Origin of the sequence: Mesorhizobium sp. M1066, from assembly GCF_040318635.1 — a bacterium.
In the GTDB taxonomy this organism is placed as follows: domain Bacteria; phylum Pseudomonadota; class Alphaproteobacteria; order Rhizobiales; family Rhizobiaceae; genus Mesorhizobium.
This window is the reverse complement of record NZ_JAMYMR010000019.1, coordinates 68,199-92,849: the sequence shown is the minus strand read 5'-3', so window position 1 is coordinate 92,849 and position 24,651 is coordinate 68,199. Positions and strand designations below refer to the sequence as shown.

23 protein-coding genes are annotated in these 24,651 nt (G+C 63.9%); 11 read left to right on the top strand and 12 right to left on the bottom strand.

Features of this window, described 5'->3' with window-relative positions:
- Nucleotides 1-61: 61 nt before the first annotated feature.
- From NKH52_RS22170 to NKH52_RS22150, 5 genes are all read right to left on the bottom strand, one after another.
- Entirely contained in the window at nucleotides 62-1,015 is a 954-nt protein-coding gene (locus NKH52_RS22170) for a heme-dependent oxidative N-demethylase family protein (protein WP_352733568.1), read from the bottom strand.
- A 3-nt stretch (nucleotides 1,016-1,018) separates the two neighbouring features.
- Nucleotides 1,019-1,681, bottom strand: coding sequence for an aminotransferase class IV family protein (locus tag NKH52_RS22165; RefSeq protein WP_352733571.1), 663 nt, complete (start codon nucleotides 1,679-1,681; stop codon nucleotides 1,019-1,021).
- Complete coding sequence (locus NKH52_RS22160) at nucleotides 1,630-2,775, bottom strand: aminodeoxychorismate synthase component I (RefSeq protein ID WP_023810055.1); 1,146 nt, start codon at nucleotides 2,773-2,775, stop codon at nucleotides 1,630-1,632. Before NKH52_RS22160 ends, NKH52_RS22165 begins: the two co-directional genes overlap by 52 nt.
- Nucleotides 2,776-2,957: 182 nt before the next feature.
- Nucleotides 2,958-3,722, bottom strand: coding sequence for a helix-hairpin-helix domain-containing protein (locus NKH52_RS22155; RefSeq protein ID WP_352733574.1), 765 nt, complete (start codon nucleotides 3,720-3,722; stop codon nucleotides 2,958-2,960).
- Between the two features lie 361 nt (nucleotides 3,723-4,083).
- Nucleotides 4,084-5,916 (bottom strand): M3 family oligoendopeptidase, encoded by a 1,833-nt coding sequence (locus tag NKH52_RS22150; protein ID WP_352733699.1) that lies wholly within the window; start codon nucleotides 5,914-5,916, stop codon nucleotides 4,084-4,086.
- 177 nt (nucleotides 5,917-6,093) lie between these two features.
- Between NKH52_RS22150 and NKH52_RS22145 the strand changes: the two genes are divergently transcribed.
- The 3 genes from NKH52_RS22145 (at nucleotide 6,094) to NKH52_RS22135 (ending at nucleotide 10,221) form a co-directional block, all read left to right on the top strand.
- On the top strand, nucleotides 6,094-7,629 hold the full coding sequence (locus NKH52_RS22145; protein WP_352733577.1) for a sigma-54-dependent transcriptional regulator: 1,536 nt from the start codon (nucleotides 6,094-6,096) through the stop codon (nucleotides 7,627-7,629).
- Between the two features lie 408 nt (nucleotides 7,630-8,037).
- Complete coding sequence (locus NKH52_RS22140) at nucleotides 8,038-9,864, top strand: peptidoglycan L,D-endopeptidase MepK (protein ID WP_352733580.1); 1,827 nt, start codon at nucleotides 8,038-8,040, stop codon at nucleotides 9,862-9,864.
- A gap of 165 nt (nucleotides 9,865-10,029) precedes the next feature.
- Entirely contained in the window at nucleotides 10,030-10,221 is a 192-nt protein-coding gene (locus NKH52_RS22135) for a hypothetical protein (protein ID WP_127272097.1), read from the top strand.
- A 73-nt stretch (nucleotides 10,222-10,294) separates the two neighbouring features.
- Here NKH52_RS22135 and NKH52_RS22130 read toward each other — a convergent pair whose 3' ends face one another.
- Nucleotides 10,295-10,933: a 2-dehydro-3-deoxy-phosphogluconate aldolase gene (locus NKH52_RS22130; RefSeq protein WP_128303107.1), complete on the bottom strand. Its 639-nt coding sequence runs from the start codon at nucleotides 10,931-10,933 to the stop codon at nucleotides 10,295-10,297.
- 308 nt (nucleotides 10,934-11,241) lie between these two features.
- On the opposite strand from NKH52_RS22130, the gene trhO reads away from it, so the two are divergent.
- The 3 genes from trhO to NKH52_RS22115 all read left to right on the top strand — a co-directional run bounded on the left by trhO (nucleotide 11,242) and on the right by NKH52_RS22115 (nucleotide 14,030).
- Nucleotides 11,242-12,162, top strand: a complete 921-nt coding sequence (gene trhO / locus NKH52_RS22125) for an oxygen-dependent tRNA uridine(34) hydroxylase TrhO (RefSeq protein WP_352733583.1) — start codon at nucleotides 11,242-11,244, stop codon at nucleotides 12,160-12,162.
- Between the two features lie 116 nt (nucleotides 12,163-12,278).
- Nucleotides 12,279-13,016, top strand: a complete 738-nt coding sequence (locus NKH52_RS22120; protein WP_352733586.1) for a tellurite resistance TerB family protein — start codon at nucleotides 12,279-12,281, stop codon at nucleotides 13,014-13,016.
- Nucleotides 13,017-13,274: 258 nt separating this feature from the next.
- Nucleotides 13,275-14,030 (top strand): SDR family oxidoreductase, encoded by a 756-nt coding sequence (locus tag NKH52_RS22115; protein WP_352733589.1) that lies wholly within the window; start codon nucleotides 13,275-13,277, stop codon nucleotides 14,028-14,030.
- Nucleotide 14,031: 1 nt separating this feature from the next.
- On the opposite strand, the gene NKH52_RS22110 is transcribed toward NKH52_RS22115, so the two are convergent.
- Complete coding sequence (locus NKH52_RS22110) at nucleotides 14,032-14,397, bottom strand: YciI family protein (protein WP_352733592.1); 366 nt, start codon at nucleotides 14,395-14,397, stop codon at nucleotides 14,032-14,034.
- Nucleotides 14,398-14,542: 145 nt separating this feature from the next.
- Entirely contained in the window at nucleotides 14,543-15,733 is a 1,191-nt protein-coding gene (locus tag NKH52_RS22105; protein ID WP_352733594.1) for a pyridoxal phosphate-dependent aminotransferase, read from the bottom strand.
- Nucleotides 15,734-15,816: 83 nt separating this feature from the next.
- Here NKH52_RS22105 and NKH52_RS22100 point away from each other — a divergent pair, with 83 nt between their 5' ends.
- From NKH52_RS22100 to denD, 4 genes are all read left to right on the top strand, one after another.
- Nucleotides 15,817-16,503 carry a GNAT family N-acetyltransferase gene (locus tag NKH52_RS22100; protein WP_352733597.1) on the top strand — a complete coding sequence of 229 codons (687 nt, stop codon included), beginning with the start codon at nucleotides 15,817-15,819 and terminating at the stop codon, nucleotides 16,501-16,503.
- A gap of 10 nt (nucleotides 16,504-16,513) precedes the next feature.
- Nucleotides 16,514-17,497: a cation diffusion facilitator family transporter gene (locus NKH52_RS22095; RefSeq protein WP_352733599.1), complete on the top strand. Its 984-nt coding sequence runs from the start codon at nucleotides 16,514-16,516 to the stop codon at nucleotides 17,495-17,497.
- Between the two features lie 90 nt (nucleotides 17,498-17,587).
- The gene (locus tag NKH52_RS22090; RefSeq protein ID WP_023810042.1) at nucleotides 17,588-17,800 is read left to right on the top strand and encodes a hypothetical protein; all 213 of its coding nucleotides are present in this window, start codon (nucleotides 17,588-17,590) and stop codon (nucleotides 17,798-17,800) included.
- A gap of 16 nt (nucleotides 17,801-17,816) precedes the next feature.
- Nucleotides 17,817-18,794, top strand: coding sequence for a D-erythronate dehydrogenase (gene denD, locus NKH52_RS22085; protein ID WP_352733602.1), 978 nt, complete (start codon nucleotides 17,817-17,819; stop codon nucleotides 18,792-18,794).
- 23 nt (nucleotides 18,795-18,817) lie between these two features.
- Here the strand turns inward: denD and NKH52_RS22080 are convergent, their stop codons facing one another.
- The 4 genes from NKH52_RS22080 to NKH52_RS22065 all read right to left on the bottom strand — a co-directional run bounded on the left by NKH52_RS22080 (nucleotide 18,818) and on the right by NKH52_RS22065 (nucleotide 22,864).
- Nucleotides 18,818-20,011, bottom strand: a complete 1,194-nt coding sequence (locus tag NKH52_RS22080) for a nickel/cobalt transporter (protein ID WP_352733605.1) — start codon at nucleotides 20,009-20,011, stop codon at nucleotides 18,818-18,820.
- On the bottom strand, nucleotides 20,008-20,676 hold the full coding sequence (locus NKH52_RS22075) for a DUF1007 family protein (protein ID WP_027161413.1): 669 nt from the start codon (nucleotides 20,674-20,676) through the stop codon (nucleotides 20,008-20,010). The genes NKH52_RS22080 and NKH52_RS22075 overlap by 4 nt, the downstream gene beginning before the upstream one ends.
- Nucleotides 20,677-20,765: 89 nt before the next feature.
- On the bottom strand, nucleotides 20,766-21,665 hold the full coding sequence (locus NKH52_RS22070; RefSeq protein WP_023810038.1) for a LysR family transcriptional regulator: 900 nt from the start codon (nucleotides 21,663-21,665) through the stop codon (nucleotides 20,766-20,768).
- A gap of 2 nt (nucleotides 21,666-21,667) precedes the next feature.
- Nucleotides 21,668-22,864, bottom strand: a complete 1,197-nt coding sequence (locus NKH52_RS22065; RefSeq protein ID WP_352733608.1) for an amidase — start codon at nucleotides 22,862-22,864, stop codon at nucleotides 21,668-21,670.
- A gap of 540 nt (nucleotides 22,865-23,404) precedes the next feature.
- Here NKH52_RS22065 and odc2 point away from each other — a divergent pair.
- A complete protein-coding gene (odc2, locus tag NKH52_RS22060) occupies nucleotides 23,405-24,538 on the top strand; it encodes an ornithine/lysine decarboxylase (protein ID WP_127265948.1) in 1,134 nt (377 codons plus the stop codon).
- Nucleotides 24,539-24,651 lie beyond the last annotated feature (113 nt).

Here is a 24,651-nt window from a genome sequence, read left to right as displayed (position 1 = left end):
GGCGGCCATGCGCTACATCACAGATCATTGTCACAAACCAGCGAAAAGCGCCAACCAGCGGCTACGCTGCGTTGGCCATGTGGTTAAGGACCGTCACCAGCCGATCGCGGTCTGATGTCAGGCCCTTGTAGTCGAGCTGCGCGAGATCGAGCGCGTCGAGCTGGGCGGCGAAAGACGCCGCGAGCTTCGCCCGATCCGGGTGCTTCGCCAGTATGGCGAGCGGGTCGAGATGGATGCGGATGGTGAACAGGATATCGCGTGAAACAGGCATTTTACGCAGGGTTTGCCGCTCGACGCGGATGAAGGCATGGGCGTCGATGTCGCCATCGGGGAAGCGCGACGGCCTGTTGGTGGCGCGGTCGATGCGCTGCACGTCGGAAAGCGGATGGTAGAGCGCGTTGTCGGCCTGGATCGACCAGTTGTAGCGCTCGACGGCCTGCCCCTGGAGGCCATCGAACATCCGGTTGATGAGTTCCGCCGGACGCGTGCCCGGGCCGAAACCCGGCACCGGCGCGTGGATGTCCTGCAGCGGCTTGCCGAATTTTTCCAGGAGCGACCAGGACGAGGGAAAGCAAAGCGAGCCGGCGACCAGCCGCCAGCCGCTGTCACTGCTGCGCATCAGGATGAGGTCTTCCTGGACGAGCTGTGAGGCCTTGGCCAGCGGCGCATCGGCAAGGGAAGCAGGCAGACGGCTCGCCGCGCCCGCCACCTCGACGCCTGATCCGCCGAGCCGATGGGTTTCGGGGAACCTCTCCAGGAGATGCGCAGCGAGCAAGTCGAGCACTTCCTGCTGGGCGTCCCGCGTGCCGTTTTCCTCGACGAAAACGCGCTCTGGGATTTCGGCATAGAGCCGGCGCTTTTCGGCGAGATACGGCAGCAGATGGCCGTCGACCTCGATCCAGTCCGCCGGGTCGAGCGGCTTCAGCCCGATACTGAACAGTTTCGACGAGCCGTCATAGGGCGTGTGGGTGGGCGGCGTATGCTCTGGGGGTGTGTGAGTGGGCACAGTCGTCATGTTTCAGGTCAGTCTTGCGGGGATCAGTCCGCGCAGCGAATTGCCGACGAACAGGGACTTGGCGGATTTCAGATCGTCCAAGCTGTAGATCGCTTCGCGGGCGCGGCCTTCATCCAGAAGCTGCGCGCGCAATACGCCAGGCAGCAGGCCGCAGTCGAGCCGGGGTGTGGCCAGCACGCCGTCGCCGAGATCGGCAAAGACATTGGTGATCGTGCCTTCACAGATCTCGCCGCGCTCGTTGGCCATAAGCACCTCGTCGGCCTGGGTGACGAGATATTCGGCGCGGGCATGCGTGTAGAGCTGTCGTCGGCTGGTCTTGTGGCGCAGCAGCGTGTCGTTCGAATCGAGCCTCGTCCGCGCCAGCCGCAGCGTCCAGACCTTGTCGGCGGCGAGCGGTTCATAAGGCTGCGCCGAGGCCGCCACCTCACCACCATGCGACAGGACGAGCCGCGTGCGCATGGCAACGCCGGAACCGCTGACCGCGCTGCTCAGCGCCTCGCCGACCGTGCCTGGATCACAGCGGAAGCCGAGCTCCGCCGCCGAGCCGTAGAGGCGCGCAAGATGACGATCGAAGCGCAGGAAGCCCGAGCCGGGTTCCCAGCGCATGGTCTCGATCAACTGAAAGTCGGCGGTGTTCCCGTCGCGAAGCGCGCTTTCAGCAGACACTCCTGATACTCCTCCTGCGCCGTCGAATCGAAGACGACGCCGCCTCCGACATTGTAGACGGCCTCGCCGCCCGAAAAGAGCGAGATGGTGCGGATCGCCACGGAAAAGCGCATCGGGCCGCCGGGCGCGATCCAGCCTATGGCGCCGCAATAGGCATCGCGGGGCGTGCCTTCCAGGTCGCGCAGGATCTCCATGGCACGGATCTTAGGCGCGCCGGTGATCGAACCGCAAGGAAACAGCGCCGCGAAAATCTGGCGGATAGAGAGACCCGGCAGCAGTCTGGCCCTGACGTCGCTTACCATCTGATGCACGGTCGGGTAGGTCTCGATGCGGAACAGCGCCGGCACGTCCAGCGTGCCCACCTCGCTGATCAGCGAGATATCGTTGCGCAGGAGATCGACGATCATTCGGTTTTCGGCCTGGTTCTTCTCGTCATTGCGCAGGAAGATCTTCTGCCGTTCGTCCTCGGCTTTGGTGGCGCCGCGCGGCGCCGTTCCCTTCATCGGATGCGTCTCGATCATGCCCTCGGCGTCGATCTCGAAGAACAGCTCAGGCGAGCGCGACAGCACGATGGGTTCACCGAGCGCGATCAGCGCGCCGTATTTCACCGGCTGACGTTCCGTCAATGCATTGAAGGCGGCCAGCGGCTCGCCCGACCACTGCGCATGCACGGGAAAGGTCAAATTGCCCTGGTAGCAATCACCTTGCCGGATGTGCTGGTGCAGCCGCGAGAAGCGTTTTTCATAATCCTCGGGCGACCACGTCGCACGGGCGTCGAAGATCGGGCCGTTGGTCGCCGTGGTGTTGCGCGGCGGCACCGCCTCTTCGACCGGGGCATCGAAAACCCCAAGGCACACGAGCGGGGAGCGGCGTCCGTTAGGCAGCAGGGGAACGAGCTTGGGTTCGAGCAGGTAGCCCGCCTCATACGAGAAATAGCCGGCAAGCCATTTGCCTGCATCATGCGCGGCTTGTGCTGCTTCCAAAGCCGGCCCGAAATCCCCTGCTTCGTGCGCCACGATGATATCGGCCGGCCGGTCGAAAACGAGCTGGCGCGCGCTTTTGTCATTGCGAAAAATTGCGGCGGGCAGGGACATGGGCACCGAATGCTGGGGTCAATGAAGCCATCAACCGCTCTATATGGGGTGCCGCCCGCGCGCAATCGAGGGAACGGCACGCTGCCTCTCAAAGCCGACCTTTGGGCCAACTCAGGAACCAAGAGCAAACGGCGACGCCGATATGGCGCCGCCGCTTGCAATCTTCAGTACTCGCCTGGCGATCAGCTGTTGCTGGAGGTTCCGGCTGTTGGAAACTGCTTGGCGAATTCCTTCTCGTTGCCGGCGGCGAGCAGCTTGGCCTGCTCGATCCAGCGTTCGCGCGCAATGCGGCCGTCGAAATTCATGACGTCCTCGATCCGTTTGACATCGGCGGCTGTCCAGGACGCGATCTGGGCGAAGCTGGTGACGCCTTGCGCCTTGAGCAGCTTCTCGTTGACCGGACCGATACCGATCAGCCGGCGCAGATTGTCGGGCTTGCCGGATGCTGGCTTTGCTGTTGCTGCTGGCTTGGCTGTTGTTGCAGGCTTACTCGTCGCGGATTTGGCTGGAGCCGAGGCTTTGGTGGCGGCGGGTTTCGCCGCCGCCTTGGCAGAGACCGCCTTGGCAGAGACCGGCTTGGCAGAGACCGCTTTCGCAGCGGCGGCCGGTTTAACCGGCGCGGGCTTTGTGGCGGAGGATTTGGCCGGCGCGGGGGTCGACATCAGGGCCGCCGGCGCCTGGCTTGCCGGCTTTGCCGCGCTGCTTCCGGCGGCAGGTGCGGCCGGCGCGTCGCGCAGCCGGCGCTCGAGGTCGGCGCGGGTCTTGCCGCATGCATCGAGTTCGCCGGTCAGGCGGTCGCTGTCGGTGCGAAGCCTGTCGCGTTCGCTGCGTGTACGGTCGAGGTCGCCGCGCAAGCTGTCGAGTTCACCGCGCAGGCGCCCCCAAAGGAACCAACCGACCAACACGCCTATCAGGAACGCCAGGACCACGTAGAAAAAAGTGCCCATTGTCTCTCTCCAGTCAGATCCGTCTGCCGTGGGTCATGACCTTCGGCGAAGGACTACTCTTGGTGGTTCCGCGGTAAGCAGAACAGCCGGCTTCGGTTCGAGCTGCGGCGATCGGCTTTGCTTGCCCATGGCCAACGGCCGTTGTCGCGTTCGCCTGAGCGCCACGGTTGGCTGAGATTTCTCCTCGCCGATCCGCATGCGCTCCGGCTGAGCTTGGAACGAAGGCTATCATAGAGCTTGTGGAAAGCTATCGGAAAACTTCGGTGGAGAGTACTTCAAGAACAGATATTTAGGGCGATAGTAGAGCTGTCCCAACATGCATTCCGGCTAAACTGTTAGAGCGACGCCTGAGGGACGCGTTTCAAGCCTCGAGCGCTTCCAGCTCGTCGATCAGGCCACTGATGACGCCAAGTCCGATCTGCCAGAAGGCGGGATCGGTGGCGTCGAGCCCGAAGGGCGCCAGAAGCTCGGAATGATGCTTGGTGCCCCCGGCGCGCAGCATTTCGAAATACTTGTCCTGAAAGCCGCGCTCGGCGTTCTGGTAGACCGCGTAGAGCGAGTTCACCAGGCAGTCACCGAAAGCATAGGCATAGACATAGAAGGGCGAATGGATGAAGTGCGGGATGTAGGTCCAGAACACCTCGTAGCCTTCGCGCAGTTTGATAGCGGGACCCAGACTTTCGGCCTGCACTTCGAGCCAGAACTGACCGAGCCTGTCGGAGGTCAGTTCGCCGTTCTTGCGTTCGGCATGCACCTTGCGCTCGAATTCATAGAAGGCGATCTGGCGTACGACCGTGTTGATCATGTCCTCGACCTTCTGGGCGAGCATGGCCTTGCGCTCGCGCCGGTCGGTGGTCTGGTCGAGCAGCGAGCGGAAGGTCAGCATCTCGCCGAAGACCGATGCCGTCTCGGCCAGCGTCAGCGGCGTCGAGGCCATCAGTGCGCCCTGGCTGCCGGCCAGCACCTGATGCACCCCATGGCCAAGCTCGTGCGCCAGCGTCATCACATCGCGCGGCTTGCCCATGTAGTTGAGCAGGACATAGGGATGCGCCGACGGCACGGTCGGATGCGCGAAGGCGCCAGGCGACTTGCCGGGCCGCACCGGCGCGTCGATCCAGTTGCGGTCGAAGAAGGTTCGCGCGATCTCGGCCATGTCGGGCGAAAAGCGCTGATAGGCGGACAGCACCGTGTTCCTGGCCTCGTCCCAGCCGATGATCGCCTGGGGCGTATCCGGCAACGGCGCGTTGCGGTCCCAGTGGTTCATCACCTCCATGCCCAGCCAGCGTGCCTTCATCGCGTAATAGCGATGCGACAGGCGCGGATAGGCATCGCGAACGGCGGAAGCCAGGGCGTCCACCACGCTGCGCTCGACGCGGTTGGCGAGATGGCGTGAATCGGCGATGTCCTCGAAGCCGCGCCAGCGGTCGGATATTTCCTTGTCCTTGGCCAGCGTGTTGGTGATCAGCGTGAAGGTGCGCAAATTTTTGCGGAAGGTCGTGGCCAGCGCCTCGGACGCCCGGCGGCGCACCTCGCCGTCGGCGTCCTGCAAACGGTTCAGCGCCGGCTCCAGCGTCAGTTCCTCGCCGTCGATGTCGAAGCGAAGGTCGGTCATCGTCTCGTCGAACAGGCGGTTCCAGGCGCCGCGTCCGGTGATCGACTTTTCGTGGAAGAGCTGCTCGACGCGATCCTCGAGCTGGTAGGGCTTGTCCTTGCGCAGATCGAGCACCCACGGCCGGTAGTGACCGAAGGCGGGATCGCCGACGAGCGCGCCTTCGATCGACGCATCGTCGATCAGGTTGAGTTCGAGCGCGAAGAACAGAAGGTGCGCGCTGGCGTCGGTCATCTTCTCCTGGACGTCGCCATAGAGCTTGGCGCGCTGGGGATCAGCGGTGTTTCCGGCATAAACCAGACCCGCATAGGAGACGATGCGGCCGATCAGTTCCTCCAGCGCCTCGTAGGCGACAAGCGCCTCGCCCAACCTGCCGGCGCTGCCGCGCTCGGCCTCGGCGGCCAGCGTGCCCTTCCAGCGGTTCTCGAAGCTGGTCGCATCAGTGGCGGCCTTGGCGATGTCGCGCTTCAGTTCTGGCGCGTCCATGCCGGCATAGAGGTCGGCAAGGTTCCATTCCGGCAGGTCGCCCAGCTCGGCCGGGCCCTGACCGGACGCCGGCGCCGCAAGCCGCCGAGCAGAGACCATGTTGCCAGAATCCTTATGCATTGCCGACACCTTCCGTGGCCAAGGTTCAAGGGGAAACGAGAAGCCGGTCAAATCCTAAGGAATTCATTCACCGGGTTTTTTGAAACCTTATTTAGAACCCTGTGCCAAGATGGTCCACAGGGCAGGATTCCTCGGGCGGGCATAGTCGTATCAGTCATGACAGGTTCCATACTCATAGTCGATGACGATCCGGTGCAACGCCGGCTGCTCGAAGCGGCGGTGACGCGGTTCGGCTACAGCGCAATCGTCGTCGACGGCGGCGCGGCCGCTCTCGATATCCTCGATGGACCCGGCGCCCGCGAGGTGTCGGTGGTCATCCTCGATCTGGTCATGCCCGGTCTCGACGGTATCGGCGTGCTGAAGGCGATGCGCGAGCGCGACATCAACGTGCCGACCATCGTGCAGACCGCGCAGGGCGGCATCGAGACCGTGGTTTCGGCGATGCGTCACGGTGCCTTCGATTTCGTCGTCAAGCCGGCGTCTCCCGACAGGCTGCAGGCGTCGATCGGCAATGCGCTCAAGGTCGAGGCCGTCGAGGGCGAGGTCAAGCGCACGTCGCGCCGGCGCGGCGGCCTCCTGACCTTCAAGGACATGATCACGCACAGCCCGGCCATGGACAGGGTGATCCGCCTTGGCCAGAAAGCGGCGGCATCCAACATCCCGATCCTGATCGAGGGCGAGTCCGGCGTCGGCAAGGAACTGGTGGCGCGCGCCATCCAGGGCAGTGGCGACCGCCGTTCGAAACCCTTCGTCACGGTCAATTGCGGCGCCATCCCCGACAATCTGGTCGAATCGATCCTGTTCGGCCATGAGAAGGGCTCGTTCACCGGCGCCACCGACAAGCACACGGGCAAGTTCGTCGAAGCGCATTCGGGCACACTGTTCCTCGACGAGATCGGCGACCTGCCGCTCGACGTGCAGGTCAAGCTGTTGCGCGCGGTCCAGGACGGCGAGGTCGACCCGGTCGGTGGACGCTCGACCGTCAGGGTCGACATCAGGCTGATTTCGGCGACGCACCGCAACCTCCTGCAGCAGGTCAAGGACGGCAAGTTCCGCGAGGATCTGTTCTACCGGCTGAACGTCTACCCGATCTTCGTGCCGCCGCTGCGCGACCGCCGCGACGACATCCCGTATCTGGTCACCCATTTCATGGAGAAGGTGGCGCCGGCCGACCCGCACCGTCGCCTGCAAGGTATTTCGGCGGCAGCGCTCGCCGTGCTGCAGGCCTATGACTGGCCCGGAAACATCCGGCAGCTGGAAAATGCCGTCTTCCGTGCCTCGGTGCTTTGTGAAGGCGATGTGCTTGCCGCCGAGGACTTCCCGCAGATACGGGCGCAAGTGGAAGGCACCGTCAACCTCGATTTGGATGGCGACGCGTCGTCGCCGTCCCTGTCTTTGGAGGGGCGCGATGACGAAGCCTTTCCCGGCGAGGGCGGCCCGGCAATCGCGTTCGATCCGCCGGCAAGGCTGCAGCCTCGCTTCGGCACGTTGCGGGCGCTCGACGAGCGCGGCAATGTGCGGGCACTTGCCGATGTCGAACTCGAGATGATCAAGCTTGCCATCGATCACTACAACGGACAGATGAGCGAAGTCGCCCGCCGACTCGGGATCGGTCGCTCGACGCTCTATCGCAAGCTCAAGGAACACGGCATCGATCCGGAGACAGGCCGCGTGGACCGACTCGCCTCCTAGGGCGATGCCAGGCTGAGCTTCGGCCCGGAATCCGGCTTTGCCACAAGGCCGGCGCCTGCTTGCAATGCCATAACAGCCCTTGTATCGCCGTTTCAGCGGCATTGTGGCTGTGTCATGGACAGCTCTGTTCACGCATTAAGGCTAACGGTAACAGATCGTGTTCGGGGCGAAGGCGAAAATCTGATCTAAACCAGCGGTTTACCAAGAAACCTTGTGAACAATTTTTGACGGGATATCGCCACGGTGTTACCGCATTTCGGCTTCAATAAGCGATGATTAACCATTAGGATCGATATTCGGGTGTGCTAATGCCACATCCGTTTGGACAAATCCGGGGACAAACGGCAGCCTGCAAGGCCTTTTGATTTGAACAGAATCGAACGACACACAAACAGGCGGCACCATCATTTGAGCGTCTGGCCGAAGTGGCTGGCAGTGTTGGTTGTCGCTTTTGGTTTTGTTGCCGCGGCTGCGAGCGGAGCCAGCGCCGAAACACGGTCGCTGAAGCTGTATCATCTCCACACCCATGAGAAGGCCGAGATCGTCTACAAGCGCAACGGCCGCTACGTTCCCGAGGGTCTCAGGAAGATCAACATCATTTTGCGCGACTGGCGTCGCAACGAGCCGACCAAAATGGATCCGCGTCTGCTGGATCTGGTCTGGGAGGCGTATCGGGAAGCAGGTGCCACGGACTACATCCAGGTCGTCTGCGGCTATCGTTCGCCGTCGACGAACTCGATGCTGCGCGGCCGCAGCAGGGGCGTCGCCGAGAAGAGCCAGCACATGCTCGGCAAGGCGATGGATTTTTACATCCCCGGCGTGCCGCTGAAGAAGCTGCGTAACATCGGTCTCAAGATGCAGGGCGGCGGCGTCGGCTACTATCCGTCATCCGGTTCGCCGTTCGTCCACATGGATGTCGGCAATGTGCGCCATTGGCCGGGTATCAGCCGGCAGGAACTGGTCAGCCTGTTCCCCAATGGCAAGACGCTGCATGTGCCGAGCGACGGCAGGCCGCTGCCCGGCTTTGAGCAGGCGCTCGCCTCCTACAAGGCGCGCAAGGGTTCAGGCTCGCCGGCGATCGAAATGGCCAGTGCTGGCGGCAGCAGCAAGAAGTCAGGTGGCTTCCTGTCGGCTTTCTTTGGCGGCGGCGGCGACGACGAGGCCGACGACAGCGCCGATGTGCAGACCGCTTCGGCCGCCCCCCCGCCCAAGGCGAGAAACCTGAAGCCGGCAGCGGCAGCCAAGACCAGCAACCTCCCGGGCATCGCCATCGTGGCGCCGGAGAATGCGCGGCGCGCCGAGATTCCGCAGGTGACCGAGCAGCAGGCTCCGGAGCCGGAAGAGGACACGCCGGAGACGATCATCGCGGCATTGCCGGCCCGAAGCATTCCGCTGCCGGATTTCGCACCGCGGCCGAAAGCCGATGTCGGCGCACAGCAGCCTGAGAACGTTCCTTTTGCGATGGCGGAGGCGACAGCCACCACCGAGCAGGCCGTGGCGACCGCGCATGCGCCGGCGAGCGTTCCTTTCGGCATGGCCGATGCAACGGCTTCGGCCAATCCGGCCCAGATCGCGGTCAACAACATACCGTTGCCGACATGGCGTCCCGACAATTCGCTGCCGGCCGCTCTGGCTGCGCCGCCCAGCAAGGATGTGCTGATGGCGCTGGCCGAGACGGCTGATCAAGGCAAGACCGCGACCGATGCGTTCTCGGTGCTGCCGACGGCGCGGCCCGAGATGGCCAGGCCGGATGCGGTCAAGGCCGTGCTCGACGAGGCCAATGCACAGGTCGGTGCGGCCGATTACCAGCTTGCTTCCTTGTCCGGATCCGAGCCGCGTTCGGCGTTCAACGATCCGGGCACCAACGCCGCATCGCCGCGCGATGCTGTCGTTGCCCGTCCGGCCGGTTCCGATCCGGCCGCCGCGATCGGCGCCGGCGTCAAGACGACCCGCAAGGAATCGAGAGCCACCGCCCGCGACCTGAAGCCAGGCCCCAAGGCCATGGTGGTTGCAGCCGCACCGCAGGCTGCCCGCTGGGCATTGACCAGCGGCGAGCATGTCGCCACCGTTTCAAGCGCGACGACGGCGCCGGGCTACGCCTACAGCATCGTGCACACGCCGCCGAGCGAGGTCTACACGGCCGGCTTCCAGCCGAGCAGCCAGGTGGCCGATGCCAATCGCTTCACCGGCAACGCCGTCAAGTTCATGTCGGTGGCCCGCTTCCAGACCAAGTGACGGCAAATCAATCGACAAAGCCGCGCCGGGCAACCAGCGCGGCTTTTTGTTGTTCAGCGAACCGGGCCAGCCTGCACGGTCACGCGCGGCTGAACTTCTCGTGAAGCCGGAACGGTCGGCCTATTCCCCGGGTTAATATAGGTTCGTTCAAACCCGGGGAGATCCATGAAGAACATCCTATTGGCATCGGTCATCGCATTGGCAACCGCTTCGGCGGCCATCGCCCCTACGCAGGCCGAGACCATTGTCGTCAAGACTCATGACCATATGCACATGAAGAAGCATTGCCGGACCAAGGTGGTCACAAGCTGGAAGCATCACCACAGGGTGGTTGAAAAGGTTCGGGTCTGTAGCTGATCCGGTTCGGAGCCGATTTGGCAAACCCGGTCGACGCGAGTCGGCCGGGTATTTTCATGCCGTGGCCGAAGCCTTATTTCGCAAGCTTGCTCGCCGCGCGCGCCAGGGCTTCGATCTCGTCCCACTTGCCGGCCTTGACGAGGTCGTCGGGCGCCACCCAAGAACCGCCGACGCAGACCACGTTGGGCAGGCTTAGATAGTCAGCCGCGTTCTTGGCCGAGATGCCGCCGGTCGGGCAGAATTTCACATCGGCGAGCGGTGAGGCGAAGGCCTTCAGCGAAGCGATGCCGCCCGACTGCTCGGCCGGGAAGAATTTCAGGAAGCGCAAGCCGGCTTCCCGCGCGGCCATGATCTCGCCGGGTGTGATGGCGCCGGGCAGCAGCGGAACATCGCTGCCGGCGGCTGCCGCCAGAAGCTCGCGGGTGATGCCGGGGCTGACGATGAACCGAGAGCCTGCGGCGGCTGCCTCTTCGAACTGGCCCGCATCGAGGATGGTGCCGGCGCCGACGATGGCGTCCTCGACTTCACCGGCCACCCGTCGGATCGCTTCCAGCGCGTCGGCGGTCCTCAGCGTGATCTCGATAGCCGGCAGGCCGCCGCGTGCCAGCGCGCGTGCCAGCGGCACGGCATTGGCGACATCAGAGATCTTCAGCACCGGGATGACGGGCTGGCCGTTGAGGAGCGACAGGAGTTTTTCGGTCTTGCTAGGCATGTGTCTCTCCGTGGCGTGGGACAATTCAACCGATTAGCAGAAGGCCGTTTTCCTGTCCACGAAACCGGCCGTGTCGCGATGTCACGCGTCGCCCATGCTCGCCAGGCTTAGCTCACAAAGGCGGCTGCCAGCTCGGCGGTGTCGGCAGTTTTGTGCCGACAGTTTTTCAGGATAGGAATTTTTTCTTGACTCCCTGATCTCAGCTATGGTACAAATTCGCCTATGGTGCAGATTTGCGCCAGTGACCTCCGAACAGGATGCTTGCTCTGCCTTGAATCGGCTTTCGTGAGCGTTTAGTGGCTTCGGCAATGACATCACTTCCACCCTTCCGCGTCGCAGCGCTCTACCGGTTTGCCCGGCTCGACGCTTTCGAAGAACTGCGCGCGCCGCTCGCCGCCTTCTGCTACGGGCGCGGCATCAAGGGCACGCTGCTTCTGGCGCATGAAGGCATCAACGGCACCGTCGCCGGCAGCGAGACGGCAATTGCCGAACTGATCCTGTACCTTGAAGCCATCGAAGGGCTGGCTGGCCTCGAGGTCAAGTACAGCGCAGCCGCGGACATGCCGTTCCACCGCATGAAGGTGCGGCTGAAGCGCGAGATCGTTACCATGGGTGTCGACGACATCGATCCTTCGAAAAGTGCCGGCACCTATGTCGCGCCGGCCGACTGGAACGCGCTGATTTCGCAGCCCAGCACTGTCATCATCGACACGCGCAACGCCTACGAGGTGTCGATCGGCACATTCAGGGGTGCGATCGACCCGGCCACCGCAAGCTTTCGCGAGTTCCCGGCCTGGGTGGAGGCGCACCGGGGGGAGTTCGAAGGCCGCAAGGTGGCGATGTTCTGCACCGGCGGCATACGCTGCGAAAAGGCAACCGCCTATGTCAAATCGCTCGGCTTCGAGGATGTCTTTCATCTCAAGGGCGGCATCCTCAAATACCTTGAAGAGGTTCCGGCTGAACAGAGCCTCTGGCAAGGCGAGTGCTTCGTCTTCGACGAGCGCGTTTCGGTGTCGCACGGCCTCGCCGAGGGCGAAGCGGAACTGTGCCGCGCCTGCCGCCACCCGCTGACGCCGGGCGACCTGACGTCGCCCAAATTCGCCGCCGGTATTTCCTGCCCGCATTGCTTCGATGCGCGTTCGGACGAGGACCGCCAGCGTTATGCCGAGCGCCAGCGCCAGGTCGAGCTTGCGCAGGCGCGGGGCAGAGAGCCGCATATCGGCTCCTGATCCAGGCATCTAGCTGCTGCAAAGCGGCCGCTGTCATTGCAATGTCAAGTTTCGGGACTTACGTCTTCGACGTTCGAAACCTGCCCGTTCGGCCGGGCAAATCCTGGAGGCACTGAATGTTCGATCCCAAGAAGCTTCTCGACGATCTGCTCGGCTCGCAAATCCCCGGCACCAGCGGCACCGTTCGCGACAAGGCGGGGCAGGCCGTGCAGATGGCCAAGGACAATCCGCTGGCCGCCGGCGCACTGGCCGCCGTGCTACTTGGAACTGGTGCCGGTCGTAACGTAACGGGCGCCGCGGTGAAGCTTGGCGGACTGGCTGCCATCGGCGGTCTCGCCTACAAGGCCTACCAGAACTACAAGGCCGGCAACGCACCCGCCGAAGCACCGGCGGCCGGCGAACCGGAATTGCTGCCGCCGCCCAAGGACACCGCCTTCCACCCGTCGCAGGCGCCGCAAGGCGAGGACGAATTCACGCTGACCCTGATACGGGCGATGATCTCGGCGGCGAAGGCCGATGGCCATATCGACGATGAAGAGCGCCAGAAGATCGCCGGCAAGCTCAGCCTGGCCGGCATAGACTCCGATGCCGAAAAGTTCCTGATGGCGGAGCTGGCAAGCCCGCTCGACCTCGACACGCTGGTGGCCGGCGCCAAGATCGACGCGCAGAAGCTCGAACTCTACACGGCGTCGCGCCTGACCATCGATCCCGACACCCGCGCCGAGCGTGGCTATCTCGACCTGCTTGCAGGCCGGCTCGGCCTGCCGGACGCGCTGGTCGACCATGTCGAGGCAACGGTTTCGGCGGCCAAGGTGCCGGCCAAGGCAGGGACATCACCCAATCCGCGCTGGTAGGCCAAAACGGCACAGGAGGCACTTTCCGGGTTAACCTCTCGTTAACCCAGCAAGCGCATCATTCAACACAGTCGGATCGGCTTTTCCTCCTCCCAAGCCCGGTTCAGATCAGGGGCGGTCGCCAATGGCCGCCCTTTTTGTCGGTCCGATCGGATGGACACGCTTGCCATCGCCGCCGTCATTTGCGATGCCTTCCTTTTTCGAGCCAAACCCCGAAAATCAGTCGAGCAAGCGCAGCGCTGCCGGAGGACAACAGCCATGACCGAGCAAAGAACCGCCATCGTCACCGGGGCCGGCACGGGCATCGGCAAGAGTGTCGCCACGGCGCTGCTCAAGGCCGGCTGGAACACGGTGTTCTGCGGGCGCCGCAAGTCGGTGCTGGACGCTGCGGTCGCCGAGGCCGGCCGCACCGACGCCAAGGCCTTGGCGGTAGCCTGCGATATCAGCAAGGCAGGCGAGGTCGACGATCTGTTCGAGACCGTGGCGGCGGCCTTCGGCCGTGTCGACCTGCTCTTCAACAATGCCGGCATGGGCTACAAATCGACGCCGATCGACGAGATACCGGTCGAAGTGTGGAACGATATCGTCGGCGTCAACCTCACCGGTTCGTTCCTGTGTGCCCGTGCCGCCTTTGGCGCCATGCGCAAGCAGAAGCCGATGGGTGGCCGCATCATCAACAACGGTTCGGTGTCGGCTTATGCGCCGCGCCCGGGCTCGGTGCCCTACACGGCGACCAAGCATGCCATCACCGGGCTGACCAAGACGCTGGCGCTCGACGGCCGGCCCTATGACATCGCCTGCGGCCAGATCGACATCGGCAATGCGCTGACCGATATGGCGCAGCCGATGACGGTCGGCGTGCCGCAGGCCAACGGCTCGATATCAGCCGAAGCGGTGATGGACGTTCAGCGCGTCGCCGACGCCGTCGTCCACATGGCCAGCCTGCCGCTCGAGGCCAACGTGCTGTTCATGACCGTCATGGCGACCAAGATGCCGTTTGTCGGGCGCGGGTAGTTTATTCTCCCGGTAGCTCTGCGCCGGGCAGATAGAGCGCGATAGGACGGATCTCGTAGACGGCGGTCGGATTGACGCGACGAAACTCGCGCGCGATAGCGATGGCATCGTCCCGCGTCGGGCAGTCGACGACATAGAGGCCGAGAAGCTGTTCCTTGGTTTCGGCGAAGGGGCCGTCGACGATCATGCCGTCGCGCAAGGTGCAGGCCGATTGTGTCGCGCCAAGCCGCGCCGACGGGCCAAGGCTGCCGTCGGCATAGAGCCCTTCATGGATCTTGAGCAAGTCAGCCATCAGCGCCGTATCTTCCTGCGGCGTCAGCGCCTTGATTGCGTCTTCCACATGATAGGCAAGGATTGCATAGAACATCCGATGTCACCCCACTTCGATCCTGATCCGAGGACCGTAGCCGTTCTCGACATGCACGCCCAGTCTTGGCCGCGCGCCTCCGGACGGCTCATGACACCGTCATGCCACAGCCGCAAATTGTCCGGAAGAGGACAGCGGGCCGCTTTCAAGCTTCCTTCGCCAGGAACGCCCCGATCCGTTCCAGCGCGCGCAAGATGTTCTCCTCGGAATTGGCGTAGGAGAGCCTGATATAGCCTTCGCCGAGAATGCCGAAATCGGGGCCGCCGATCAGTGCCACACCGGCATCGTCGAGCAGCGCCGAGGCGAGCTTCTTGGCCTTCCAGCCGGTCTTCGAGACGTTGGGGAAAGCGTAGAACGCGCCCTTGGGCGTGATGCAGGAGATGTCAGGCAGGGCGTTCAGTCCCTCGACGACGATCTTCCGGCGGCGGTCGAAGGCGCGCATCATATTGGCGACATCGTCCTGCGGGCCGTCGATTGCGGCGATGCCGGCGAATTGGCTCGGCGCGTTGACGCAGGACCAGCAGTTGACCGCCAGCTTGCGCACCTTGTCGTAGAGATGGGCGCCCTTGTCGCCATTCGGCCAGATCGACCAGCCCATGCGCCAGCCGGTCATCGCCCAGGTTTTCGACCAGCCATTGAGCACGATCAGCCGGTCGCGGATCTCGGGAAAGCCGAGCAGAGAGCAATGCGTCTCGCCATCATAGGTCATGACGTCGTAGATCTCGTCGGAAAGGATGGCGACGTGCGGATGCGCCTCCAACCCCTTGACCAGTTTCTCGATCTCGGCACGCGGCGTGACGCCACCGGTCGGATTGGCGGGTGAGTTGAGGATCAGCAGCCTGGTCTTCGAGGTGATCAGGGCCAGCGTCTCCTCGGCGGAGAAGGCAAAGCCGTTCTCCTCGCGCATCGGCACCGGAATAGGGGCCGCACCGGTGAACTCGATCATCGAACGGTAAATGGGGAAGCCGGGGTCGGGATAGAGGATCTCGGCGCCAGGTTCGCCGAACATCAGGATCGCCGCGAACATGGTCGGCTTGCCGCCGGGCAGGATCATCACCGTTTCGGGCGATACTTCGACACCGGTGGTGCTCAGCGTGCGCCGCACCACCGCCTCGCGCGTCGCCAGCAGGCCGTTGGCCGGCGTGTAGCCGTGATGGCCGTCGCGCAGCGCCTTGATCGCCGCCTCGACGATGTGCTGCGGCGTCTTGAAGTCGGGCTGGCCGATGCCGAGATTGACGATGTCGCGGCCTTGTTGGGCAAGTGCTGTGGCCCTCGCGAGCACGGCAAAGGCGTTTTCCTCGCCAAGGCGGTCGAAGGCCGAAATCGTGTGGAGCATTTTTCCCGTCCGTGTGGTTCTTGCTGTTGGGTCGCGTTTTTGTGAGCTTCGGCTGGCAAAAGTCAAACGGATTGGAGCTTTCGGTGTCGGAAAATCTCAGGGATTGGCAACCGCGCCCGCGGCCCGAACGCAAGACCATCGACGGAAGCACTGTCCGGCTTGAACCGCTGAGTGCTGCAAAACACGGCGACGGCCTCTATGAAGCATCCTCCGTGTCCGACATCGACGGCCGCTTCGCCTGGTTGCCCGATTATCCGCCGGAGACCCGCGCCGCCTTCCAGCCATGGCTGGACAAGGTCGAGGCCAGCGAGGATCCGCTGTTCTTCACCGTCATCGACAAGGCCAGCGGCAAGGTCGCCGGGCGCCAGACGCTGATGCGCATCGATCCGGCTTACGGCGTCATCGAGATCGGCAACATCTATTGGGGGCCGCTCATCTCGCGCAAGCCGGGAGCAACCGAAGCGCAGTTCCTGTTCATGAAATACATCTTCGACGAACTCGGCTACCGCCGCTACGAATGGAAGTGCAACAACCGCAACGAGCCCTCGAAGCGGGCGGCCGAACGGTTCGGCTTCAAGTTCGAAGGCATTTTCCGCCAGCATCTGATCGTCAAGGGTGAAAACCGCGACACCGCGTGGTATTCGATCATCGACAAGGAGTGGCCGGCGCTGCGCAGTGCCTATGAGGCGTGGCTCGATCCGGCCAATTTCGGTGGCGACGGCCAGCAGAAGCGACGGCTCGAGGATTGTCGCGTGGAATTCGGCGCTTAGGAGTTCGCCATTGGCACATACAAACGATCACAGCGGGCATGATCACACTGGGCACGATCATGGGCCTGGCCATGTGCACGGCTCGACCGACAAGAAACGCGTTCTGATCGCAGCCTGCCTGACCGGCGGCTTCATGGTCGCCGAAGCGCTTGGCGGCATCCTCACCGGATCGCTGGCGCTGCTGGCCGATGCCGGCCACATGCTCGCCGACTCGATCGCGCTCGGCCTTGCCTGGTATGCCTTCCATCTGGCTGGCCGCCCGGCGACCGTTCGTCTCACCTATGGCTTCGGGCGGGTCAAGACGCTGGTGGCCTATACCAACGGCATCGCCATCTTCGTCATCGCCCTATGGATCGTCTACGAAGCCTGGGGGCGCCTGCAGGCGCCGGCGCCGGTGCTTGGCGGGCCGATGCTGGCGGTGGCGATCCTCGGCCTGCTGGTGAACATCGGCTCGTTCGTCGTGCTGCATGGCGGCGACCGCGAGAGCCTGAACATGCGCGGCGCCATCCTGCATGTGCTTGGCGACCTGCTCGGCTCGGCGGCGGCCATAGCGGCGGCGCTGGTCATCCTGGCGACCGGCTGGATGCCGATCGACCCGATCCTGTCGGTCCTGGTTTCGCTGCTGATCCTCTACACGGCGTGGTCGCTGATGCGTGAAGCCGCCCATGTGCTGCTCGAGGGCGTGCCGCCAAGCCTCGACCGAGATCTGATCGCTAGGGATATCGAGGCGACGATCCAGGGGGTGCGCGAAGTGCACCACATGCATGTCTGGTCGCTCGACGGGACCAGCAATATGGCGACGCTGCATGCCTGTCTCGACGAGGGCGTCGATGCGCATCAGGCGGTGAGTGCCGTCAAGAAGCGGCTTGCCAGCGAGCACGGCATCAGCCATGCCACCGTGGAACCGGAATTCGGCCAGTGCGCCGACGATGGCGACGAACATGACCACGGGCACGAGCATGAAGCGGCTGCCTATCACGACCACCATCACTAGGACCGGATCGATCGATGTCGATTGGTCCTGCCTCGGGAGTTGCGAAACCTTGAAAACCAGCTTGATGAACACCCGCTGTCCTGGTGCGGCGTGATGGATCGTGACACCAGGAATGCTCTTATCGCTGCAGTGTGGATCATGCTTCTGTTCGGTATCGGCGCCTACTATCTGCCGACCGTGATGCTGGCACTCGGCAGCCTTTCGACCGTGCTGGCCGGCGCCTTCGGCGTCGTCTTCGTGCTGGCGTTCTTCTCGGTGTTCTGGCTGCGGGCCCGCAACCAGCGCAAAAACCAGGGTAAATAGGCAAGGGATTTTCGATATGCGCATTCTGATCACTGGCGCCGCTGGTATGGTCGGCCGCAAGCTCATCGCCCGGCTGGCCAAGGACGGGACGCTGCGCGGCCGCAAGATCACCGCGCTCGATTTACACGATATCGTGCCGCCGCAGGCCCCGAGCCTGGATGGCGTCAGCGTCACGCTGCACACCGGCGATCTCGCCGAAGCGGGTGCCGCTGAGCGCCTGGTCGCATCGCGTCCCGATGTCGTCTTTCATCTCGCGGGCATCGTATCGGGCGAGGCGGAAGCCAATTTCGATCTCGGCTACCGCGTCAATCTCGATGGCACGCGGGCCCTGTTCGATGCCATCCGGCTGGCGGGCTTTGCGCCGCGCGTCGTCTTCACCTCGTCGATCGCGGTGTTCGGCGCGCCGTTCCCGGATGTCATTCCCGATGACTTCCATCCGACGCCGCTGACCTCCTACGGCACCCAGAAGCAGATGAGCGAAGCGCTGCTGGCCGACTATTCCAGGCGCGGGTTCTTCGACGGTATCGGCATAAGGCTACCGACGATCTGCGTGCGGCCGGGCAAGCCGAACAAGGCGGCCTCCGGCTTCTTCTCCGGCATCATCCGTGAGCCCGTGAGCGGCCACGAAGCGATCCTGCCGGTGCCGCGCTCGGTCGTGCACACGCACGCCAGCCCGCGCTCGGCGGTCAACTTCCTGATCCATGCGGCAGGGATCGACAGCAGCGCCGTCGGGCCACGCCGCAACCTGACGATGCCCGGGGTTGGCGTCACCGTCGGCGAGCAGATCGAGGCACTGGAACGCATCGCCGGACCGAAGGCGGTAAGCCTGATCCGCGAGGAACCGGACGCGACGATCTGGGCGATCGTCCAGGGCTGGCCAACGCGGTTCGAGGCAAGGCGCTCAAGGGAGCTTGGCTTCAGCGCCGAGAAGAGTTTTGACGAGATCATCCGCGCTCATATCGAGGATGAGCTCGGCGGCAAGATCGCGGGTTAAACTCCGAGCCTCGTGGCGCCGGCCTATCCGCCGCTCGCCAAACTCGCCGACAGCAGCAGCAGTCCGAACAGGAACACAAACGCCGCGCCGCCGATCTCGACGATCGAGTGGATGCGGTTGCCCATGCGGCCGTCGCCGGCGAAATAGACCGCCCAGTTCTTGGCGGTCACCGCCAGTGTCGCCAGTGCCGATACGGTGATCGCCGTTCCCAGCGACATCGCCAGCACCGACAGCAAACCGCCGAGCCAGAGCCCGTTGAGCAGGGCGAAGCTGAGCACGATCAGCGCGCCGGAGCAGGGGCGGATGCCGACCGCCGCCACCGCCGTCCAGGCCGTGCGCCAGTCGAAGCGATCGCCCGACAGCAGCGCCGGATCGGGTGCGTGCGAATGGCCGCAGGTGTCGCAGACTTCGCCCGCCGCGTGATCGTGATGAGCATGATCGTGTTCGGCATGATCGTGATGATCGTGCGAAGGGCCGTGCACATGGTCATGCGCGTGTAGCGCGTGCGAATGAGCATGCGCCGAATGGCTGTGAGCTGCATGGGAGCGACCGGCATGCGAATGCGCGCCGTGCGAATGACCCCCATGAGAATGACCACCGTGAGAATGGCCGGCATGAGCCGCCGACAGGCTGTAGGCCGGGCCTCTTCCGAACAGACGGAGGATGGAAGGGCCGAGCTTGCGCCACAGCAGCCAGGCGCCGAACAGGGTGACGAAGACAAAGCTCATGATCTCCATGAACCAGGCTGCGTCCGTCATCGAGACGGAGGTGCCGCGCAGGACGAAATAGGCGACCCCCATCACCGCGACCGCGGTCAGGCCCTGCAGCAGCGCCGAGACGAAGGACAAGAGGATGCCGCGCCGCAACGCCACCTCATTGGCCACCATGTAGGACGAGATCACCGCCTTGCCGTGGCCGGGGCCGGCCGCATGGAAAATACCGTAGGCGAAGGACAGGCCGACGAGTACCCAGATCTTGCTGCCGTCCTGGCGCATCGCCTTCATCGCCGTCGCCAGCGCGCGGTAGAATTCCTGCTGCCTGAGATTGATCCACATCAGGATGTGGGCGAACGGGCCGGTGGTGGGCGCCATGCCGTCATTGACGCCGATGCCGAGCGAACTCTGGGCATGAGCGGCGTCGGCGAAATGCATCATGGCGACAGTGAGGGCCAACAGGCCGAATGCCAAACGCAGGGACGGTTTCGTCACCGGCTTCATCCTTCTGGCTGACAGGTCAGTTCGAGCTTGGTGGCGAAGATCTTGCTCATATCGGTGCCCGTCGGATCGTTGAAAAAGGCATCGGTGAGGGTCTTCTGGTTTTCCTTGATGGCCTCGTCCGGGTCCGGACGGACCACCTTGCTGGTGCAGTTCGAGGGCAGGCCTTCAACCGTGATGTTGGAGTCCTCGGTGAAGTCGATCGCCGTGTAGAATGTCGGATCGTAGACGCCGATATCGATCTTGCCGTTGAGCTTGATCGGCACCTTCGGTTCGGACTCGAACAGGATGATCAGCTGATCGTTGTCGAAATTGGCCATCAGATGCGGGGGCGGCGTCATCGCCACGTCCTTGCCGTCAACGGTGACGAGCTGGAAGTAATTGAACTCGGCCAGCGAGGCATGAACGGTGTCGGCGACTTCCTTCAGCTCCTTGTCGTCGAGCTTCAGGTCGGAGTTCTTGTCGAACTCCATCATTACCGTCGAGGAAAACAGATCGTCGAAGCGCCAGAGATGACGCAGAGCCTTCACGCTTTGGTGATCCGGGGAGAGAATCACATCGAGGCGGGCCTCGGCGAAGACATGCGGATGCACGTAAGCCGGTCCAGTGGCGGCAAAGCTAGCCGCCAAGGCCGAAGCCAGCATGATTGCGTGCCGTTTCAGGTGCATTCTCGGTCGCGATTCCATAGGCCTCGGAAGAGTTGCCGAGAGTTACCAGAAAGGGGGCGAAATTGGGACCGCGAGACTATCGACGCCGGTCAGCCAGCCTCGCGCGTCCTGAACCACTGCACCAGGAAGTCGACGAAGACGCGGACTTTCGCCGGCAGATAGCGGCGGTGCGGGTAGACGGCGAAGATGCCGCCGCCCGACAGGATGCGGTCATCCATCACCGCCACCAGCCGGCCGCTCGCGAGGTCGGGCGCGGCAATGAAATCCGGCAGGACGGTAAATCCGAGGCCCGCCACGGCCGCGGCTCTCGCCGTCATCGGGCTGTTGACCTCGACCGGACCGGACACCGAAACGCTCACCGGATCGCCATTGTCGCCCTTGAACGGCCAGTTGTTCAGTCCGCGGCCATTGGTGTCGACGATGCAAGGCATGCGGCTGAGATCCTGCGGCCTTGTCGGCATGCCATGCTTGGCGATCAGTTCGGGGGAGGCGCAGAGCTTTATCGAAAACGGCGCCAGCCGCCTGGCGATCAGCGACGAGTTCTCCAGCCGCGAGATGCGCACCGCAAGATCGAAGCCCTCCTCGACCAGATCGACGAAGCGGTCGTCGAGCTGGATGTCGAGCACGATGTCGGGATGCTGCTTGGCGAAGTCGATCAGCGACTGGCCGATCGGCGCATCGGCGAAGGTGCGCGGCGCCGACAGCTTGATCCGGCCGCGCACGTCACCGGAGGATTCACGCACCGCGTCGGCCAGGCTGTCGACCTCGCGCACGATCTCCGAGGCGCGCCGGTAATAGGTGTGGCCGGCCTCTGTCATCGAGAACTGGCGCGTGGTGCGGTTGAGCAGCAAAGCGCCGAGTTCGTCCTCCAGCTCGCGCACATATTTCGACAGCAGGGCCTTGGAGCGGCCGATCTTGCGCGCCGCCGCCGAAAAGCCCTCGGCCTCGACCACGTCGATGAAGGCACGCATGCGCGTCAGTGTGTCCATGGTCAGGCCTTTCGTGCCGCGTCGAGAAGTTTCCGGCCGAGCCGTATCAGGGCAATGTCGCTGCCGGAAGGGCCAAGCAGCGACAGGCCGAACGGGGCGCCGGCGACCGAGCCGACGGGCAATGTGATCTGTGGAAAACCGGACAGGCCGGCCAGGCACAGAAGTTGGAGCGCCCGTTCGCGATAGGCCTGGAACTGCTCCGGCGTGCTGTCCACGTAAGGCGCCGGACCAGGCACCGTCGGCAGGACAAGGAAGCCGTTCTTGCCGAGCAGGGCGCTCAGTTCGCCGCGAAAGGTCAGACGTCGCACCTTCTCGGCCTGGGTTGTCTTGTCGTCGACGGCGCGGCCAAAGCCGAAACGCTCCTCGACGCCGGGGCCGAGGTCGCGCTCGCCGCTGGTGATCCATTCGCCATGCACCGCCCAGGCCTCCCTGGCCTGCAGCCGGCGAAAGCACCAGTAGAGTTCATCGGGAGATGAGGAGAAGCGCACTCCCGGCGTCGCCGGCGCGCCGAAGACCTTGCCCGCCAGCCCCTTCATTTCACCATATTCGGCAAGCGCCGGGCGGGCGACCAATCCATCCAGCCAATCCAGTGCCAGCGGCCGGTCCAACACATGCTGGTGCGGATCGCGGCCGAGCAGCAGCTTGCCGACGGTCTCGTAGGTCTCGATGTCGTCGGCGAACCAGCCGAACGTGTCGAGGCTCGGCGCCAGCTTCATCGTGCCGTCCAGCGAAATGCGGCCATGCGTGGTGCGCAGCCCGATCAGTCCGCAAAAGCTGGCCGGGGCGCGGATCGAGCCGCCGGTGTCGGAGCCGATGGCGATATCGGCCAGCCTGCCCGCCACCGCCGCCGCCGATCCCGATGAGGAGCCGCCTGTGACGCGGCCGGGTGCCGCCGGGTTCACCGGAAACGAGAAATGCGCATTCTGGCCGAACAGCGCGAAGGCGAGCTCATCGGTCTGCGTCTTGCCGACGAAGCGTGCGCCGGCATCGAGGATCATCTGCACGGCGGGTGCGGTGCGCGAGGCTGCGGAGCTTTCGGCGAATTTTTGCAAATTGCCGCAACCGGTGCGGTAGCCGGCGACGTCGTAGATGTCCTTGACGGCCAGCCGCAGGCCGGCCAGCGGGCCGAGCTCGGCATGTGCCACCGGCATCTGGCGAAGATCGAGAAAGGCGTTGAGAGGGCCGTGCGTGCCTGTCATCGTTCGATATCCGGATACGGTTGCCGCAACATTGTTCGACGCCAGAAATTTTACAACCTGCGATACGATTTTTATTGATTGTGAAAGCCTTCGCCCTTATATCGCGCTTGCCCAAAGTCGCACGTGCCTGTGGGTGTCCGCCGATCCTCGAATGGTGAGGGAAATCGGTAAGGTAACTGGAGCCAACCCCTCCAGTCGGTCTAGCGGCCAACCGCCAGCCCGAGGACACCTTGAAGCAACGACGGTGCGGGCCTTTCTGGTGTTCTGCCGGTTGTCCAAAAACCGGGGTTACTGAAGAGGCACACCTTCATTGCCGGCAGTGCGGACGGGTCTCCCATCCAAGCCAAGGCAGACAAAGCGAACCGAGGCCGGGCAAGGCCAAGGTTCACCGCCGCGAGACGGCGCTTCATGGTTCCGGGGTCTCCACCGGCTGGTTCCATGAATTTCCGTCCCGCCTTTGTCCACCGCGAGTTCGCGAGGCCGACAGCCCGCGTCCCGCAGCCTTATTGCGCGCCGAAAGGCGCTGATGGAGAGACCCCGATGGCCACCCAGCGCATTCTTGACTTCCTCGCCACCCGACGTCCGACCGGCCCCTGCCTCGTCGTCGACCTCGATGTCGTGCGCGACAATTTCCGCGCCTTCGAGAAGGCGCTGCCTGATTCCAAGATCTACTATGCGGTGAAAGCAAACCCGGCGCCGGAAATCCTGCGCCTGCTTGCTGCGATGGGGTCGTCCTTCGACACCGCTTCCGTTGCCGAAGTCGAGATGGCAATGGACGCTGGTGCGCCGGCGGACCGCATCTCCTTCGGCAACACCATCAAGAAGGAGCGTGACATCGCACGCGCCTACCAGCTCGGCATCCGCCTGTTCGCCGTCGATTGCGTCGAAGAGGTCGAGAAGATCGCTCGCGTCGCTCCAGGCTCGCGCGTGTTCTGCCGCGTGCTGACCGATGGCGAGGGCGCGGAATGGCCGCTGTCGCGCAAGTTCGGCTGCGTGCCGGCGATGGCCGTCGACGTGCTGCGCCATGCCAAGGGGCTCGGCCTCGACGCCTATGGCGTGTCGTTCCATGTCGGCTCGCAGCAGACCGACCTGACCGCCTGGGACCGTGCGCTGGCCGACGCCAAGGTGGTGTTCGCGACGCTCGCCGAAGAAGGCATCGTCCTGAAGATGGTCAATATGGGCGGTGGTTTCCCGACGCGCTATCTGCGTGACGTGCCGGCCGCCCAGGCCTATGGCCAAGCGATCTTCTCGGCGTTGCGCAAGCATTTCGGCAATGCGCTTCCCGAGACCATCATCGAGCCGGGCCGTGGCATGGTCGGCAATGCCGGCGTCATCAAGTCGGAAGTCGTTCTGATCTCGAAGAAGGCGGCCAACGACAATGTGCGCTGGGTGTTCCTCGACATCGGCAAGTTCGGCGGCCTGGCCGAGACGATGGACGAGGCGATCCGCTACCCGATCGTCACCGCGCATGACGGCACGGAGACAGCACCTTGCGTGCTCGCCGGCCCGACCTGCGATTCGGCCGACGTGATGTACGAGAAGACGCCCTATCCGCTGCCTTTGTCGCTGACGATCGGCGATGAGGTGCTGATCGAAGGCACCGGCGCCTACACGACCACCTACTCGGCGGTCGCCTTCAACGGCTTCGAGCCTCTCCGATCCTACGTGATCTGACGGCGCTTCCTCAGCGCATTTTCGGACGGCGAACCGGACACAACTTCGCCTGAAAATGCGCTGAGAGAGCCGATCAGATCATCCTAGGTGGGCGCCTGTCGTCCACCCGGGCT

What these genes read in the sequence shown, in the direction of transcription:
- trhO (WP_352733583.1), top strand. Translation starts at nt 11,242, where the DNA reads ATGACATCACTTCCACCCTTCCGCGTCGCAGCGCTCTACCGGTTTGCC.
- NKH52_RS22070 (WP_023810038.1), bottom strand. Translation starts at nt 21,665, where the DNA reads ATGGACACACTGACGCGCATGCGTGCCTTCATCGACGTGGTCGAGGCC.
- NKH52_RS22115 (WP_352733589.1), top strand. Translation starts at nt 13,275, where the DNA reads ATGACCGAGCAAAGAACCGCCATCGTCACCGGGGCCGGCACGGGCATC.
- NKH52_RS22145 (WP_352733577.1), top strand. Translation starts at nt 6,094, where the DNA reads ATGACAGGTTCCATACTCATAGTCGATGACGATCCGGTGCAACGCCGG.
- NKH52_RS22110 (WP_352733592.1), bottom strand. Translation starts at nt 14,397, where the DNA reads ATGTTCTATGCAATCCTTGCCTATCATGTGGAAGACGCAATCAAGGCG.
- NKH52_RS22170 (WP_352733568.1), bottom strand. Translation starts at nt 1,015, where the DNA reads ATGACGACTGTGCCCACTCACACACCCCCAGAGCATACGCCGCCCACC.
- denD (WP_352733602.1), top strand. Translation starts at nt 17,817, where the DNA reads ATGCGCATTCTGATCACTGGCGCCGCTGGTATGGTCGGCCGCAAGCTC.
- NKH52_RS22135 (WP_127272097.1), top strand. Translation starts at nt 10,030, where the DNA reads ATGAAGAACATCCTATTGGCATCGGTCATCGCATTGGCAACCGCTTCG.
- NKH52_RS22150 (WP_352733699.1), bottom strand. Translation starts at nt 5,916, where the DNA reads ATGGTCTCTGCTCGGCGGCTTGCGGCGCCGGCGTCCGGTCAGGGCCCG.
- NKH52_RS22080 (WP_352733605.1), bottom strand. Translation starts at nt 20,011, where the DNA reads ATGAAGCCGGTGACGAAACCGTCCCTGCGTTTGGCATTCGGCCTGTTG.
- NKH52_RS22075 (WP_027161413.1), bottom strand. Translation starts at nt 20,676, where the DNA reads ATGCACCTGAAACGGCACGCAATCATGCTGGCTTCGGCCTTGGCGGCT.
- NKH52_RS22065 (WP_352733608.1), bottom strand. Translation starts at nt 22,864, where the DNA reads ATGACAGGCACGCACGGCCCTCTCAACGCCTTTCTCGATCTTCGCCAG.
- NKH52_RS22130 (WP_128303107.1), bottom strand. Translation starts at nt 10,933, where the DNA reads ATGCCTAGCAAGACCGAAAAACTCCTGTCGCTCCTCAACGGCCAGCCC.
- odc2 (WP_127265948.1), top strand. Translation starts at nt 23,405, where the DNA reads ATGGCCACCCAGCGCATTCTTGACTTCCTCGCCACCCGACGTCCGACC.
- NKH52_RS22160 (WP_023810055.1), bottom strand. Translation starts at nt 2,775, where the DNA reads ATGTCCCTGCCCGCCGCAATTTTTCGCAATGACAAAAGCGCGCGCCAG.
- NKH52_RS22105 (WP_352733594.1), bottom strand. Translation starts at nt 15,733, where the DNA reads ATGCTCCACACGATTTCGGCCTTCGACCGCCTTGGCGAGGAAAACGCC.
- NKH52_RS22120 (WP_352733586.1), top strand. Translation starts at nt 12,279, where the DNA reads ATGTTCGATCCCAAGAAGCTTCTCGACGATCTGCTCGGCTCGCAAATC.
- NKH52_RS22155 (WP_352733574.1), bottom strand. Translation starts at nt 3,722, where the DNA reads ATGGGCACTTTTTTCTACGTGGTCCTGGCGTTCCTGATAGGCGTGTTG.